14 protein-coding genes are annotated in these 14,759 nt (G+C 59.8%); 3 read left to right on the top strand and 11 right to left on the bottom strand.

Going from position 1 to position 14,759, the window contains the following annotated elements; genetic code table 11:
- Window positions 1-260: 260 nt before the first annotated feature.
- Window positions 261-1,571: a M50 family metallopeptidase gene (locus tag QM007_RS08350; RefSeq protein ID WP_502949103.1), complete on the bottom strand. Its 1,311-nt coding sequence runs from the start codon at window positions 1,569-1,571 to the stop codon at window positions 261-263.
- A gap of 462 nt (window positions 1,572-2,033) precedes the next feature.
- On the opposite strand from QM007_RS08350, the gene QM007_RS08355 reads away from it, so the two are divergent.
- The 3 genes from QM007_RS08355 to pflA all read left to right on the top strand — a co-directional run bounded on the left by QM007_RS08355 (window position 2,034) and on the right by pflA (window position 5,421).
- On the top strand, window positions 2,034-4,151 hold the full coding sequence (locus tag QM007_RS08355; protein WP_283489534.1) for a pyruvate formate lyase family protein: 2,118 nt from the start codon (window positions 2,034-2,036) through the stop codon (window positions 4,149-4,151).
- Window positions 4,152-4,278: 127 nt separating this feature from the next.
- Entirely contained in the window at window positions 4,279-4,530 is a 252-nt protein-coding gene (gene grcA2 / locus QM007_RS08360) for an autonomous glycyl radical cofactor GrcA2 (protein WP_237198480.1), read from the top strand.
- Window positions 4,531-4,539: 9 nt separating this feature from the next.
- Complete coding sequence (pflA, locus tag QM007_RS08365; protein ID WP_283489535.1) at window positions 4,540-5,421, top strand: pyruvate formate-lyase-activating protein; 882 nt, start codon at window positions 4,540-4,542, stop codon at window positions 5,419-5,421.
- A gap of 105 nt (window positions 5,422-5,526) precedes the next feature.
- Here the strand turns inward: pflA and dxr are convergent, their stop codons facing one another.
- From dxr to pyrH, 10 genes are all read right to left on the bottom strand, one after another.
- Window positions 5,527-6,831 (bottom strand): 1-deoxy-D-xylulose-5-phosphate reductoisomerase, encoded by a 1,305-nt coding sequence (gene dxr / locus QM007_RS08370; protein ID WP_283489536.1) that lies wholly within the window; start codon window positions 6,829-6,831, stop codon window positions 5,527-5,529.
- Window positions 6,832-6,835: 4 nt separating this feature from the next.
- The gene (locus QM007_RS08375) at window positions 6,836-6,991 is read right to left on the bottom strand and encodes a hypothetical protein (protein WP_283489537.1); all 156 of its coding nucleotides are present in this window, start codon (window positions 6,989-6,991) and stop codon (window positions 6,836-6,838) included.
- Window positions 6,992-7,078: 87 nt separating this feature from the next.
- Window positions 7,079-8,917, bottom strand: coding sequence for an ABC transporter ATP-binding protein (locus tag QM007_RS08380; protein ID WP_283489538.1), 1,839 nt, complete (start codon window positions 8,915-8,917; stop codon window positions 7,079-7,081).
- Between the two features lie 181 nt (window positions 8,918-9,098).
- Entirely contained in the window at window positions 9,099-9,362 is a 264-nt protein-coding gene (locus tag QM007_RS08385; protein ID WP_185173300.1) for a GlsB/YeaQ/YmgE family stress response membrane protein, read from the bottom strand.
- A 221-nt stretch (window positions 9,363-9,583) separates the two neighbouring features.
- Window positions 9,584-11,209 (bottom strand): monocarboxylic acid transporter, encoded by a 1,626-nt coding sequence (locus QM007_RS08390; protein WP_283489539.1) that lies wholly within the window; start codon window positions 11,207-11,209, stop codon window positions 9,584-9,586.
- Window positions 11,210-11,221: 12 nt separating this feature from the next.
- Window positions 11,222-11,593 carry a DUF485 domain-containing protein gene (locus QM007_RS08395; RefSeq protein WP_283489540.1) on the bottom strand — a complete coding sequence of 124 codons (372 nt, stop codon included), beginning with the start codon at window positions 11,591-11,593 and terminating at the stop codon, window positions 11,222-11,224.
- 127 nt (window positions 11,594-11,720) lie between these two features.
- Entirely contained in the window at window positions 11,721-12,314 is a 594-nt protein-coding gene (locus QM007_RS08400) for a DivIVA domain-containing protein (protein ID WP_283489541.1), read from the bottom strand.
- 31 nt (window positions 12,315-12,345) lie between these two features.
- Entirely contained in the window at window positions 12,346-13,191 is an 846-nt protein-coding gene (locus QM007_RS08405) for a phosphatidate cytidylyltransferase (RefSeq protein ID WP_283489542.1), read from the bottom strand.
- 6 nt (window positions 13,192-13,197) lie between these two features.
- A complete protein-coding gene (frr, locus tag QM007_RS08410; protein ID WP_283489543.1) occupies window positions 13,198-13,755 on the bottom strand; it encodes a ribosome recycling factor in 558 nt (185 codons plus the stop codon).
- 176 nt (window positions 13,756-13,931) lie between these two features.
- Window positions 13,932-14,672, bottom strand: coding sequence for a UMP kinase (gene pyrH / locus QM007_RS08415; protein ID WP_283489544.1), 741 nt, complete (start codon window positions 14,670-14,672; stop codon window positions 13,932-13,934).
- Window positions 14,673-14,759 lie beyond the last annotated feature (87 nt).

Genomic DNA, 14,759 nt, shown 5'->3' on the forward strand with positions numbered 1-14,759 from the left:
AGGTTCTTTGGCGGTGCGGTCTTGCGCACCTGTTCAACTATCTATTGTGCCACGCTTCAGCTCAAAGAGCGGTTGAGCTAAAGCACACGGGTGCAGGTAGGACGCCCTCGCAACTGATTGGAATGGATGAACAAGGGAGGGGCGGGGCAGGATGCCCTCTAGCCGACTAACCTTCTTGAGCTCGCGCTGGGGCGCTCGCTCAATTCATGCCAGACCCAGCCAGTCGGCTGCGAGGGCATCCTGCCCCACCTACTCAGCTCCTAGAACACGCTCACCGGCTTGAAGATATCGGCGGCCACCAAAATCACGGTCATGAGCAGGAAGGCGCCAGCGACCAGGTAGGTCAGAGGCAGGAGCTTGACCGGGTCGAAGGGGCCGGGGTCGCGGCGCCCGAGCAGCTTGGCTGTCTTGCGGCGGAAGCCCTCCCAGAGAGCGCCCAGCACGTGCCCACCATCGAGGGGCAGTAGGGGGATGAGGTTGAAGGCAAAGAGCATGAGGTTCATCTGGGCGACCAGGGATACCAGGGAGGCTGCCTTATCGCGCAGAATGATCTGGTCATGGGCAGCGATTTCTCCGGCGATACGACCCACGCCCACAACTGAGACCGGGCTGTTGGCGTCGCGCTCGCCGTTGGTGATCAGGGTGACCGCCACCCCGTAGACGCGGGCGGGCAGCTTGATCAGGGTGGCTCCAATACGCTGTAGCGACTCCCCTACTGTCGGCAGCACCTCACCAATGGTTCCGGGGGTTAGTTCGCTAGTGGGGCCGATACCGATGAAGCCGACTTCCTGGGTTTGGTAGCTCCCGTCGGAGTTGGTGAGGTAGGTTCCGGTGAGTTCATCGTAGATAGGGCGCACGGTCAGCATGGGGGTGATAGTGAGCTCTAGGCTATGCCCGGCGCGCTCAACGGTGAGAGGCACCTCGGTGTCGGCGTTGGTGCGAATCAGTTCGGTGAGCTGGTCCCAGCTGATGATGGTCTGCCCGGCGAAAGAGGTAATGGTGTCCCCGGGTTGTAGCCCTGCTTCGTTGGCAGGAGATTGGGGGTCTTCGACCCCGCACTCGGTGGAGTTAGCGGCATCGGCATTGGTGGAATCAACGGTTTGCACACACTGGGCAACGCTCTGGACGCTGGTGGTCGGCTGGTAGGAGCCAAAACCGGTCACGAGCACCGCGGTTGCCACCACACCGATGAGCAGGTTCATGAAAGGCCCACCCAGCATAATGATGATGCGCTTATAAACCGGTAGCTGGTAGAAAAGCCTGCCCTGGTCGGCTTCAGTGATGCGTTCAGCGTCCGCTGCCCTTGCCTCGCGGGCAAGCTGCTGGAGGGGGCTGGTGCCGCCGGCGCGTCCGTCCGCTCCATCTTTGCCGGGCGGGTACATGCCAATCATCGAGATATAGCCACCTAAGGGCAGGGCCTTGAAGCCGTATTCGGTTTCCCCGCGCCGCCAGGAGAAGATGGTCTTGCCAAAGCCAATCATGTACTGGGGTACGCGCACGCCAAAGAGTTTGGCGGGCACCAGGTGCCCCAGCTCGTGCAGGGCAATAGATGCGGCGATAGCCAGGGCCATCAGCACTACACCGACGATAAAAAGTAGGACGGTCACGCGAGGGTGCTCCTTGTAGATACGGCGCCCGTGGTGGTGGGCAGGTCACCTGCCAGAGTACGCCATGAGGCTGAGAGCTGTCGCCTTAAAAGGACTTGGAGTTTACCCACAAAGGGGTAGAGCAGGTGGTCCTTTGAGGTGGTTTTTACCTTTACTTTTGAGTCAAAAGAGCCTTTACGTCACAAAGTGTTAAAGAGGGGTTTTCTCTGCCTTATTCGGGTGGGGGGGGCAGATGCCCCACAAGGAGTAATAAGCCCAGAATAGTCGCTTTGACATGGTGAGATACTACCCAATAGCACAACATTAGTGTTTTTAAGTATCTACCATACCTATTTTGTTTTACCGGGCAAACTAGGCACAATGGAAGGAGAAAGCGCGCCGCCTCAGCAGAGGCGCCACCCCATCACTTCACGAGGAGCACTCATTATGACTGCACAGGTTGAAGCCCCCACTACGGGAGTCTTTGTCAACGAACAATCCGCCGCCGCCTGGGAAGGCTTCACCCCCGGCCCCTGGCAAGACAGCATCGACGTGCGCGGCTTCGTCCTTGCAAACTACACCCCCTACGAAGGCGACGCCGCCTTCCTTGCCGGGCCCACCGACAAGACCCTGCGCGTCTGGGACACCCTCGAAAAGGACTACCTCTCCGTCGAACGCAAAAACCGCGTCTACGACGTAGACACCCAAACCCCCGCAGAGATTGACGCCTTCCCCGCAGGCTACATCTCAGACGACGACAACGTCATCGTCGGCCTCCAAACCGACGTACCCCTCAAGCGCGCCATGATGCCCAACGGCGGCTGGCGCATGGTCGAAACCGCAATCCGCGAAGCCGGTAAAGAACCCGACGAAAACATCAAGAAAATCTTCACCGAATACCGCAAGACCCACAACGACGCCGTCTTCGACATCTACACCCCCCGCATCCGCGCCGCCCGCTCCTCCCACATCATCACCGGCCTACCCGATGCCTACGGCCGCGGCCGCATCATCGGCGACTACCGCCGCGTAGCCCTCTACGGCGTCGACAACCTCATCGCCGATAAAGAACGCGCCAAGCACGCCGTAGCCGACGCCGGCTTCTCAGAGCACTGGGCCCGCTACCGCGAAGAACACTCAGAACAAATCAAGGCCCTCAAGCGCCTCAAGAAGATGGCAGCCCTCTACGGCTTCGACATCTCCGGCCCCGCCCGCACCGCCCAGGAAGCCGTGCAGTGGACCTACTTCGCCTACCTAGCCTCCGTCAAATCCCAAGACGGCGCCGCCATGTCCATCGGCCGCCTCTCCGGCTTCCTCGACGTCTACTTCGAACGTGACCTCGCCGCCGGCCTCATCACCGAAACCGACGCCCAGGAAATGATCGACGCCCTCGTCATCAAGCTCCGCATCGTCCGCTTCCTCCGCACCATTGACTACGACCAGATTTTCTCAGGCGACCCCTACTGGGCCACCTGGTCAGACGGCGGTTTCGCCGACGACGGCCGCACCCTAGTCACCAAAACCTCCTTCCGCCTACTACAGACCCTCCGCAACCTAGGCCCCGCCCCCGAACCCAACATCACCATCTTCTGGGACGAAAACCTCCCCACCGGCTACAAGGAATTCTGCTCCGCCATCTCCATCGAAACCTCCTCCATCCAGTACGAATCCGACCCCCAGATTCGTGAACAGTGGGGCGACGACGCCGCCATCGCCTGCTGCGTCTCACCCATGAAAATCGGCAAGCAGATGCAGTTCTTCGGCGCCCGCGTCAACGCTGCCAAAGCCCTGCTCTACGCCATCAACGGCGGACGCGACGAAATGAGCGGCAAACTCATCGTCGAAGGCTACGAGCCCATCAAGGGCGACGGCCCCCTCGACTTCGACGAAGTCTGGCTCAAGTACGAAGAAATGCTCGACTGGGTCATCGCCACCTACATCGAGGCCCTCAACATCATCCACTACAGCCACGACAAGTACGCCTACGAGTCCATCGAAATGGCCCTGCACGACTCAGACATCATCCGAGCCATGGGCTGCGGCATCGCCGGCCTCTCCATCGTCGCCGACTCCCTCGCCGCCATCAAGTACGCCACCGTCACCCCCGTCCGCGACGAAACCGGCCTCATCGTCGACTACATCACCGAAGGCGACTTCCCCGCCTACGGCAACGACGACGACCGTGCCGACGACATCGCCGCCACCATCGTCCATACCGTCATGGAGAAGATCAAGGCCATCCCCCTTTACCGCGACGCCATCCCCACCCAGTCGGTGCTGACCATCACCTCCAACGTGGTCTACGGCAAGGCAACCGGTAACTTCCCCTCCGGCCACCGAGCAGGCACCCCCTTCTCCCCCGGCGCCAACCCCGAAAACGGCATGGACACCCACGGCATGGTCGCCTCCATGCTCTCGGTCGGCAAGCTGGACTACGAAGACGCCCTCGACGGCATCTCCCTGACCAACACCATCACCCCCACCGCCCTCGGCCGCACCAAGGAAGAACAGGTCACCAACCTGGTCGGAATCTTGGATGCAGGATTCATTCCTGAAGAGGACTAAAACTCAATAACCCGCAGTAACCCAGGTAGAGGGGTGCCAGCCAGCACCCTAAACGCCAGCCCCGAGCCAGCTGGCTGGCACCCCTCTACCGGGCCTACGACCTCATCTAACAACTAAGGAGAACATCATGGCCGTCAAGACCTACGAAGAGCGCCTCGCTTCCATGAAGGCAAACCGCACCAACAAGACCGCCCCCAAGGGTCTCTACCACGCAAACATCAACGTCCTTAACCGCGAAACCCTTGAGGACGCCATGGAGAACCCCGACAAGTACCCCAACCTGACCGTCCGCGTCTCGGGCTACGCCGTCAACTTCGTGCGCCTCACCCGCGAGCAGCAGCTGGACGTACTCTCACGCACCTTCCACCACGGAGCCTAGTGATTCTTCATGTCACTTGATATCTCTCACGAGATAACCGATACCGCCGGCGAGCTAGCATTTGCTCCGCCGGCGGACCGGCATTCCGGGGCAGGCACCTGGGGCCTGGGCGAACTCACCGAACTCGAACGCTCCGCCCAACTCAAACTCATGCGCGAAGGGCAACTCGGCTCAGTGCACTCCTGGGAACTGGTCACCGCCGTCGACGGGCCCGGCACCCGCATGACCATCTTCATGAACGGCTGCCCCCTGCGCTGCCTCTACTGCCACAACCCCGACACCTTCAACATGAAGGACGGCAAACCCGTCATGGCAGCCGACCTCATCAAAAAAATCAAGCGCATGCGCAAGGTCTTCAAAGCCACCGGCGGCGGCATCACCATCTCAGGCGGAGAAGTTCTCATGCAGCGCCCCTTCGCCGAGAATATCCTGATGAGCGCCAAATCCCTCGGTATCCATACCTGTATCGATACATCGGGCTTCCTCGGGGCCCACGCCTCTGACGAGTTCCTCGAGAACGTTGACCTGGTGCTGCTCGATGTGAAGTCAGGCTCTGAAGAGGTCTACCGGGAGCTCACCGGACGCGCCCTGCAGCCCACCATCGACTTCGGTGACAGGCTCTCGGCTCTGGGTAAGAAAATCTGGATCCGCTTCGTGCTGGTGCCCGGCTACACCGACGACCCCGACAACATCGAAAAGGTCGCCGACATCGTCTGCCGCTGGCGCAACGTCGTCGAACGCGTTGAGGTACTTCCCTTCCACCAGATGGGCACCGACAAGTGGGAGTCCCTGGGCTACGACTACAAGCTCAAGGACGTGCACCCCCCCAGCAAGGAGGCCACCGAAGCCGCCCGCGACATCTTCCGCGCCCGAGGCCTCACCGTCTTCTAAATCTTTTTAAGAGTAAGGACGCCCCGCCCCTCGCTATCCTGCCGATGGGCAGGAAAGCGAGGGGCGGGGCGTCCTCGTTTTATATCGAATCTAAAGGGCGGGAGCCTAGCCCTGCCCCAGAATCTCGTTGGCGCGGGTGCGGGCCCAGGCTTCCGCCTCCAGCACCGCTTCCAGAGTCAGAGAACCAGATTCGGCCAGGGCCGAAGAACTCGCGTGCTCATCGAGCACCCGCCCGGTCGTCTCAATCATGTCGGTAAAACGAATAGCGCCGGCGTGGAAGGCAGCAACCGCCTCCTCATTCGCCGCGTTGAAGACCGCCGGGAAAGTACCGCCCCGCTGGCCCGCCCGCTTAATCATCTCCACCGCGGGGAAAGCCTTATTATCCAGGGGCTCAAAAGTCCACTCGGTAGCCTGCGACCAGTCGCAGGGCTGCGCGATACCCGGAATACGGTGGGGCCAGGTCAGCCCTAAGGCAATGGGCAGCAGCATGGTGGGCGGGGACGCCTGAGCCAGGGTCGAGCCGTCCACAAACTGCACCATAGAATGCACCACCGACTGGCGGTGAACCGTCACGTCAATACGGTCCAGGTCAATGCCGAAGAGGTGGTGGGCTTCCAGCACCTCCAGAGCCTTATTGACCATAGAAGCCGAGTTGGTGGTCACCACAAGCCCCATGTCCCAGGTGGGGTGGGCCAGAGCCTGCGCCGGGGTGACCTCCCGCAGCTGCTCGTAGGTCATACCCCTAAAGGGCCCACCCGAGGCGGTCAGCACCAGCCGGTCGATCTCCCGGTCGGTGCCCGAGGCCAGGGCCTGAGCCAGAGCAGAATGCTCAGAATCCACCGGGATCATGGGCTGGTCCAGAGGCGAAGCGTCCACGGCAGCCTTGACTAGCTCACCACCGGCAATCAGCGATTCCTTGTTCGCCAGGGCCACCTGGGAACCGGCGTGCAGGGCAGCCAGGGTGGGTTCCAGGCCGATAGAGCCGGTGATGCCGTTGAGGACGACGTCCGCCCCGGTACGGGCTGCGGCGGTTGCGGCGTCCGCCCCCCACTCAATCTGGGGGCTGTAGCCCGGTGCCAGCTCAGCCAGCAGCGAGCGCAGGGTGGCGGCGTCCGCTTCGGTGCCGCTGGTGGCGACCAGGTGCGGACGCAGGCGGGCGGCCTGCTCTGCCAACAGGGGTAGGGAGCGGGAGCCGGCTGAGAGGGCAGTGACGCGCACGGGAGCGTCGTCGCTGCCTGTGGAGGTTCCTGCCAGGGAGTTGAGGTGGTCGATGACCTGCACCCCCTGGGTGCCGATAGACCCGGTAGAGCCGAGCAGAGTGACCGTCCGCCCGCCGTGCAGGAAGTCTGCTAGCTGGTCGGTCAGTTGATCGCGGGAGACGCCGAAGCGCTGAGTTGAGCCAAATCGCATGATTCTATTTTCTGGTGAGGTGGCGGGCAGGTCCTAGCAAGATGGTCCAGGAGCGACGAGAGGGGGAGGTTATCAGGTAGCGGTAGCCCCATAAAGCAAGGTGACCGGCGGTGGCAAGGGCCAGCCCACCGGCTAAGGTGGTGAGGGTAGTTTTCTTCATACCTTAAGTTTTACACCCCGGTAGGTACCATCTGAGTGAGAAAAACCCATCTAGTTGGTGGTCATTTCTTACTTAGATGGTACCTACCTAACCAACGATGTCGAAGCTCTGTAGCTTCTTCTTACTCGCCTTACCGCCGCTGTTCTGCAGGCCCAGCAATTCGGCATAGATACCGCCGGAGGCCGCCAGCTCGGCCGGGCTGCCCACCTCATCAATACGCCCTTCCTTGAGGGTGACGATACGGTCTACCGTTGCGATGGTCGAAAGACGGTGGGCAATGATCAGTGAGGTGCGACCCTCCATCAGTTCTTCCAGACCCTTCTGCACCGCCCGCTCGGCCTTGGTGTCCAGGGCACTGGTAGCCTCATCCAGAATCAGAATCGGGGCGTCCTTGAGCATGGCCCGGGCAATAGCGATACGCTGCTTCTGGCCGCCCGAGAGCTTCAGGCCGCGCTCGCCGATGAGCGACTTGTAGCCGTCAGCAAACTTCGAGATGAAATCGTGGGCGTTCGCCTTAGTAGCAGCCTCGATAATCTGCTCCCGGGTAGCGTCGGGCCAGCCGTAGGCAATGTTCTCAGCAATGGTGCCCGAGAAGAGCGAGGCGTCCTGGAAGACCATGCCAATCAGCGAGCGCACCTGCGCCAGGTCGCTGCTGGCAATATCCATGCCGTCAACCAGTACCCGGCCCTCGCGCGGATCATACAGGCCCTCAAGCAGGGCCATGAGGGTTGACTTGCCCCCGCCGGACTCCCCCACAAAGGCAATACGCTCACCACGCTTCACCGCCAGATCAATCCCGTGCAGCACATCTGCTTCGCCCTCGTAGCCGAAGGTTACGCCCTCAAAGCGGACGAGTTCGGCCCCGGGTTCAGCGGTGAGGCTGGTGGCAGCAGCTTTAGTAGCGGAATCCGGACGCTCCCCGGCAGCCCCGGCGGTAATGGCTAGGGCGCGGGCGTCCGATTGCCGTTCCATGACCTCGAAGTAGTCCTTAGAACCGGCGATAGCGCGCTGGGCGGTATCCACAATCCAGGAGAGTGAATTGATAGGGGCTACCGCCATGGCCAACAACTGAATGAGCAGCACCATGTCACCGATAGTGAAGTCGCCTGCCAGGGTGCGCAGGAAAATCAGCAGGTAGAGGGCAAAGAAGATGAGGTTGAGGAAGGAGAGACGGGCAACGTCCATGGAGTGCCAGAACTTAGACTGGGCGCGGGTGAGCCCGATGGTCTTTTCGAAACGACCACCGAAATCAGTGAGCTCTCGGCGCTCGCGGCCGAAGGACTTGACCACGCGAATCTGCCCGATAACCTCGGCAAAGCGGCCGGATGCAATGTCGATGTTCTCGTTCTTCTCGCCTTCCCAGACCTGCCATTTTTCGCTGGTTTTGCTGGTGAGCCAGAAGTAGACCGGGAAGATGATAATGAGCAGCAGCCCCAGGGGCCAGTAGTAGATAGAGCTAATCACAATCACCGAGACAGTAGTGAGCACCAGGGAGATAAAGGTGTTGCTCATGGTTTTGACGAAGTTGGTGACTTCGGTGATAGAGCGGTTGAGCCGGGCGATGATGGTGCCGGTGAGCTCAGTGTCGAAGTAAGACAGCGGCAACGAGAGTAGCTTCTCGTAGTAGCGCACCGACAGGATGGTGCGCATGCGCTGGCTCATCACATCACCGATATAACCGCCGATGTTGGTGGTCAGCACGCTCACCAGCTGGGCTGCCAGGTAGGCAACCGCGAACCAGGCGATGGCTGTGCCGGTGGTGGGGGCTGAACCGTTCAGGTGCCCCACGACAGCATCGGTTGCCCCCGAAATAATGAAGGGGGCCAACAGGGAGGTTGCGCTGGTGAGTACCGCACAGATGATGATTCCTACGAAGTAGGGCCATAGCTCTTTTGTGGCTCTAACAATTCTGGCGATGCTTTTCATGAAGGTCCCTACCTGCCGGTGTTCTTGTGGTGCCCCACTACCCTACCGCCGGTGTCCGCCCACCTGGTTGAGGGGGCGGTGTTCTTTTGCCCACGCGGGTAGCACAAAGCCCCGGTGGGCGCCTGCTTTGGTGCGAGGACGCCCGCCGGGGCTTGGGTGCTTAGGGGTAAGCTACTAGGGCTTAGGCCTTGTTCTTGGTGATGGCACCGTAAATCCAGAGGACCAGCAGTGAGCCTACAACGGCGGTGAAGAGGGTGCCGATGCTGAAGCTCTGGATGCCGTCTGACAGGCCGGGGATGAAGCTACCGATAAAGCCACCGAGAAGCGCACCTACGATACCGAGCACCATGGTGACCAGGATGCCACCGCCCTGCTTACCGGGCATAATCAGCTTTGCGAGGGCACCAGCAATGAGACCAAGAACGATCCAACCGAAAATTGACATGTTTTCCTTCTTTCATAGAGTTACGGGGGTGAGCCCGAATTGTTCAGCGTACTTCTAGTTTATATCAAAGTCCAAGATAAAGCTAAGCAAGCTACAAGTGTGCTGGCTTACTACTTCCCCGCGTTACACCCTCGACCCCACACAGAAACCCCCACCACCAGCCAACCTCGTTACGGATTGGCGGCGATGGGGGTTTGCAGCGAGTGTAAACTCACCAAACCTTAGTGGTCGATAGCTCCTTCGGCACCAACGCCGGTGAGGGATCGAACTTCCATCTCAGCCTGCTTGATTTCATCTTCCTTATCGCCACCGAGTGAGCCCAAGAAACCCAGCAGGAAGGCTGCGGGAATCGCTACGATACCGGGGTTAGCCAGGGGGAACCAGGCGAAGTCAGCACCGGGAATCATAGAGGTCTCAGCACCGGATATGACCGGGGAGAAGATGATGAGGATGACGGAGATACTCAGGCCACCGTACATAGACCAGAGGGCGCCTCGGGTCTTGAAGCCCTTCCAGAAGAGGGAATAGACGATGGTGGGCAGGTTAGCTGAGGCAGCTACTGCGAAGGCCAGGGCCACCAGGGAGGCTACGTTCTGCCCCTGGGCGCCGATACCACCTGCAATAGACAACAGACCAATCACGACCACAGTGGTTTTTGCTACGCGGATTTCCTTGGCCGGGTCAGCATTACCCTTGCAGATAACATTGGTGTAGATATCGTGGGCAAAGGAGGCGGACGCGGTAATCGCCAGACCCGCAACCACGGCCAGGATGGTTGCGAAAGCAACCGCCGCGATAACACCCATTAGTAGGGAGCCACCCAGTTCAAAGGCCAGCAGGGGGGCTGCCGAGTTGACGCCGCCGGGAGCTGCCTTGATGGCGTCCGCACCCACCAGGGCTGCTGCGCCGAAGCCGAGCACCAGGGTAAAGAGGTAGAAGAGGCCGATCAGCACGATCGCCCAGACCACCGACTTACGGGCCTCCTTAGCGGTAGGAACGGTGTAGAAACGCATGAGCACGTGGGGCAGGCCAGCTGCACCGAAGACCAGAGCCAGAGACAGGGAGATGAAGTCCAGCTTGGTCAGGTCATTCAGGCCGTACTTGAGGCCGGGCTCAAGAATCTTCTCGTTACCACCGGAGGTTTCAACCGCAGCACCGAGCATTGCGGAGAAGTTGAAACCGTAGATTGCCAGAATCCAGACGGTCATAATGGCAACACCAGAGACCAACAGAACAGCCTTGATAATCTGCACCCAGGTGGTGCCCTTCATACCGCCAATCAGAACGTAAACAATCATGAGTACGCCCACGATGATGATGACCAGCGACTGGCCAGCTTTGGAGCTAATACCCATCAGCAGGGAAACCAGGGCACCTGCACCGGCCATCTGGGCCAGCAGGTAGAAGAGGGTAACAGCCAGGGTTGAGATACAGGCGGCGATTCGGACGGGGCGCTGGCGCAGGCGGAAGGAGAGCACATCTGCCATGGTGAACTTACCGGTATTGCGCAGGGGCTCAGCCACCAGCAGCAGGGCTACCAGCCAGGCAACCAGGAAGCCGATGGAGTAGAGGAAGCCGTCATACCCCTGCAGGGCAATAGCGCCCACGATGCCGAGGAAGGAGGCCGCTGAGAGGTAGTCACCCGCGATAGCCAGACCGTTCTGGGTACCGCTAAAGGAGCGGCCACCGGCATAGTAGTCAGCTGCGGTTTTGTTGTTCTTAGAGGCGCGAAGCACCACCACCATGGTAGCCAGCACGAAGGCACCGAATACTGCCATGTTTACCCAGGGGGTGCCCACGGTCTGAGTGCTAGCTTCTGCAGCCAGCAGAGTTCCTGTTGACGTCATGAGATTCACCCCTTAGTGAGTCTTGTGGGCGTAGTGCCCTGCTTCAATGTCAGCGCGAAGGCTGCTCGCGCGCGGATCAAGCTTCTTATTGGCAAAAGCCACGTACCAGCCAGTGATGGTGAAGGTGGTAACGAACTGCAAAAGACCAAAAATAATGCCGATATTGACGTTACCCAGCACCTTGGTTGCCATGAAACCGGGGGCATACACCGCCAGAATCACATACAGCAGGTACCAAACCAAGAACGCCACAGTCATGGGAAAAACGAAGGACCTGTGGGTTGCGCGAAGCTCTTTAAACTCACCACTCTTCTGAGCGGCCCGGAAGTCGACATGCTCAGCGTCGATAACGGGCTGGTGAGACTCTGGTGATGTGCGTGCCATCACTACCTCCTTTGTGTAACTGAAAACACATTAGCCTGTTATCTGCATTACATACAAGTATCTGGACTAAAAAGTGCGGACCACCTGAAATATTTCAAGTGGTCCGCACAATTCAGCTTTTCTTCGCTTACTGGGCCGTATCGTTGAGGTACTCGATTGCTCGATCCAAGAAAGCATCAACCTGGGTTTCCTCGTAGCAGAGATCCCCCGTTGCCGGGCTAAAAGCAGCCGACCTGACATCGGCGGGGGCGAGGACGTCCGCCCCCTCAAGGTGGGCAAGGAGACGATCGCAAAGAGCATCAACTTCCTTAGTGAAGTAGCCCTTGGTCAGCTTCTTGGCAGGTCTGCGGAAGCGCTGCCCGGCCGGGCGCTCTAGGCGGCCAAGCAGCAGTTCCCGCAATTCCTGCACTGCCTGGTCCCAGGTCCCCTGCCCGTAGCGCTGTACGTACAGGTGGCGTTCCAGCTCGCAGAAGCGGTCTTCGACCTTATCGAGAGCCGCGTCCACGTCATCTGGAGCGTAGCCGCCCTTCTCTGGCTCAAAAACCGCCTCGCGCACTGTGCGTGAGGTGTGCACGTCCGCACCCAGCTCAGCGCCTGAGAGCATTAACTCATAGTCGTCAGCCAGACGGGTGAAGAAGGAGTCCACGGCAGCTACCGAGTAGCCCTCTTCGCGAGAGCCAACCCGGCGAAACTCACCGGACGATTCAGCCTGATGTTTCATTGAGCCTCCAAATATCTGGTAGCGCCCGCCTCTAGAAGAGAGCTGAGAGCACCGAGAAAATCACGTAGCCGATAGCAATAGCAAAGACGATGGAATCTAAGCGGTCCATCACTCCACCGTGGCCAGGCAGGATATTCGACATGTCTTTGATGCCGATTTCGCGCTTGACCATGGACTCCCCCAAGTCACCTGCCGTTGAGGCGACTACCAGGAAGATAGCTACAACCAGGCCGTACCACCAGGGGTCGCCGATGAAGAGGGAACAGATAATGCCCACGATAATCGAGCCCACCATCGACCCGGCAAACCCCTCCCAGGTTTTCTTGGGCGAAATCTTGGGGGCCATGGGGGTCTTACCCCATTTGACGCCAGAGATGTAACCCCAGGTATCGTTGCCGATAGCCATGAGCAGAATCATGAGCACCTTACCCGGACCTGAATCTTCGCGGTAGAGCAATAGGGCCAGGGAAATCATGAAGGGCACCCAGGACATCACGAAGATGGATCCCATAATCGACATAATCATGCCGTCGCGCTCCCCCACGATGCGCCAGCCAATCAGCACCAGGATTGAGGCGACCACCGTAAAAATCAGCCAGGAACCACCCCCATAATAGGCGGTAAACGGCATGACGAATGCGGTGGCAACGGCAGGGATAACGGGGATTCCCATGCCGCGTTTCTGGTTGAGCCCGTGGCAGACCTCCCAGGTGCCCACAGAAACAGCTGCTGCTGCTAGGAGCACAAGGATGAGGGGAACAAAAAACAAACCCACCGCCAGCAACACGCCCAGCACAAGGCCGACGGTGATGGCGGCGGGTAGGTTCCTGCCGGCTTTAGAGGCCTGGGGCTGCTGTTCTTGAGAGTGAACAGTCATGCGGTTTTAGACCTCGAGCAGTTCTGCTTCCTTGGACTTCAGCAGCGCATCAACGGTGTCGATGTGCTTCTTGGTCAGGGCGTCGAGTTCCTTTTCGCCGCGTGTGCCCTCGTCCTCGCCGATTTCGCCGTCCTTAACCAGCTTGTCGAGAGCGGTCTTGGCGTGGCGGCGGGTGTTGCGTACAGCAACACGGCCTTCTTCGGCCTTGTGGCCGGCCATCTTGATGTATTCCTTGCGGCGCTCTTCGGTCATTTCGGGCATAACGACGCGTACGACGTTGCCGTCGTTGGCAGGGTTAGCACCGAGGTCTGAGTCGCGGATCGCCTTTTCGATGGCACCCAGGGCGCTCTTGTCGTAGGGGGTGATTAGGACTGTGCGAGCTTCGGGGGTCTGGAAGGACGCCAGTTGCTGCAGGGGGGTAGGGGCACCGTAGTAGTCTGCGGTGAGGTTTGCGAAGAGGGTGGGGTTGGCGCGTCCGGTGCGGATTGAGGCAAATTCGTTCTTGAGGGCCTCGACGGACTTGTCCATCTTTTCGCCGGCTTCGAGCAGGGTTTCTTCAACCATCTGTTGTTAGTCCTTTAGGGTTGTGCCCGTCAATGGGCGCTGTATAGGTAGTCTCTATCTAGTCTAGTGGTCTTGGGGCCTTTAGGCAGTCACTAGGGTGCCGATTTCTTCGCCGAATGAAGTGCCCGGGTGCGAGCGAGCGAGCACGCAAGAGGGCACGGAATCATCCGAGGCGTTTAGGCAGTGACCAAGGTGCCGATTTCTTCGCCGAGGATGGCGCGAGCCACGTTTCCATCTCCCTGCATACCGAAGACACGCATGGTCACGTTGTTGTCCTTGCAGAGGGAGAAGGCGGTCTGGTCCATGACGCGGATGTTGCGCTTCAGGGCCTCGTCGTAGGTAAGCTTGTAGAGGCGCTCGGCGTTGGGGTCCTTGTTGGGATCGGCGGTGTAGATGCCGTCCACGCCGTTCTTGGCGACGAGGACCTCGTCAGCGTGGATTTCGAGGGCACGCTGGGCAGAGACGGTATCGGTGGAGAAGTAGGGCAGACCTGCACCGGCACCGAAGATGACGACGCGGTCTTTTTGCATGTGGCGGATAGCGCGGCGGGGGATGTAGTTTTCAGCGACCTGCTGCATGGAGATGGCTGACTGGACGCGGGTGTCGATACCGGCCTGTTCGAGGAAGTCCTGCAGGGCTAGGGAGTTCATGACGGTACCGAGCATGCCGATGTTATCGGCGCGCGAACGGTCCATGCCGGCTTCAGACAGTTCTGCGCCGCGGAAGAAGTTGCCGCCACCAACGACGACTGCGACTTCGACCCGACCGATGGTTGATGCAATCTGTTCTGCGATGCCACGGACGACCTCGGTGGAGATACCAACTTCACCGCCGCCGAAGACCTCGCCGGAGAGCTTGAGTAGGACGCGGCGGCGGCCGGTATCGTCGCGGTGGATGGTTCGGGTTGACTCTGCCATGGTGGCCCTCCTGAAAAAGGTCAAAATTTTTTGCGGCATCCCTTGCGCGCTTTGTTTCTAGCATACGGCAAAGGGGAGCCCCTGTGC

It is taken from the genome of Rothia sp. SD9660Na (assembly GCF_030064065.1).
GTDB lineage: Bacteria > Actinomycetota > Actinomycetes > Actinomycetales > Micrococcaceae > Rothia.

Coding starts and splice junctions, on each gene's coding strand:
- QM007_RS08390 (WP_283489539.1), bottom strand. CDS start 11,209: ATGACGTCAACAGGAACTCTGCTGGCTGCAGAAGCTAGCACTCAGACC.
- QM007_RS08405 (WP_283489542.1), bottom strand. CDS start 13,191: ATGACTGTTCACTCTCAAGAACAGCAGCCCCAGGCCTCTAAAGCCGGC.
- pyrH (WP_283489544.1), bottom strand. CDS start 14,672: ATGGCAGAGTCAACCCGAACCATCCACCGCGACGATACCGGCCGCCGC.
- QM007_RS08400 (WP_283489541.1), bottom strand. CDS start 12,314: ATGAAACATCAGGCTGAATCGTCCGGTGAGTTTCGCCGGGTTGGCTCT.
- QM007_RS08380 (WP_283489538.1), bottom strand. CDS start 8,917: ATGAAAAGCATCGCCAGAATTGTTAGAGCCACAAAAGAGCTATGGCCC.
- QM007_RS08355 (WP_283489534.1), top strand. CDS start 2,034: ATGACTGCACAGGTTGAAGCCCCCACTACGGGAGTCTTTGTCAACGAA.
- QM007_RS08350 (WP_502949103.1), bottom strand. CDS start 1,571: ATGGCCCTGGCTATCGCCGCATCTATTGCCCTGCACGAGCTGGGGCAC.
- pflA (WP_283489535.1), top strand. CDS start 4,540: ATGTCACTTGATATCTCTCACGAGATAACCGATACCGCCGGCGAGCTA.
- QM007_RS08385 (WP_185173300.1), bottom strand. CDS start 9,362: ATGTCAATTTTCGGTTGGATCGTTCTTGGTCTCATTGCTGGTGCCCTC.
- dxr (WP_283489536.1), bottom strand. CDS start 6,831: ATGCGATTTGGCTCAACTCAGCGCTTCGGCGTCTCCCGCGATCAACTG.
- grcA2 (WP_237198480.1), top strand. CDS start 4,279: ATGGCCGTCAAGACCTACGAAGAGCGCCTCGCTTCCATGAAGGCAAAC.
- frr (WP_283489543.1), bottom strand. CDS start 13,755: ATGGTTGAAGAAACCCTGCTCGAAGCCGGCGAAAAGATGGACAAGTCC.
- QM007_RS08375 (WP_283489537.1), bottom strand. CDS start 6,991: ATGAAGAAAACTACCCTCACCACCTTAGCCGGTGGGCTGGCCCTTGCC.
- QM007_RS08395 (WP_283489540.1), bottom strand. CDS start 11,593: ATGGCACGCACATCACCAGAGTCTCACCAGCCCGTTATCGACGCTGAG.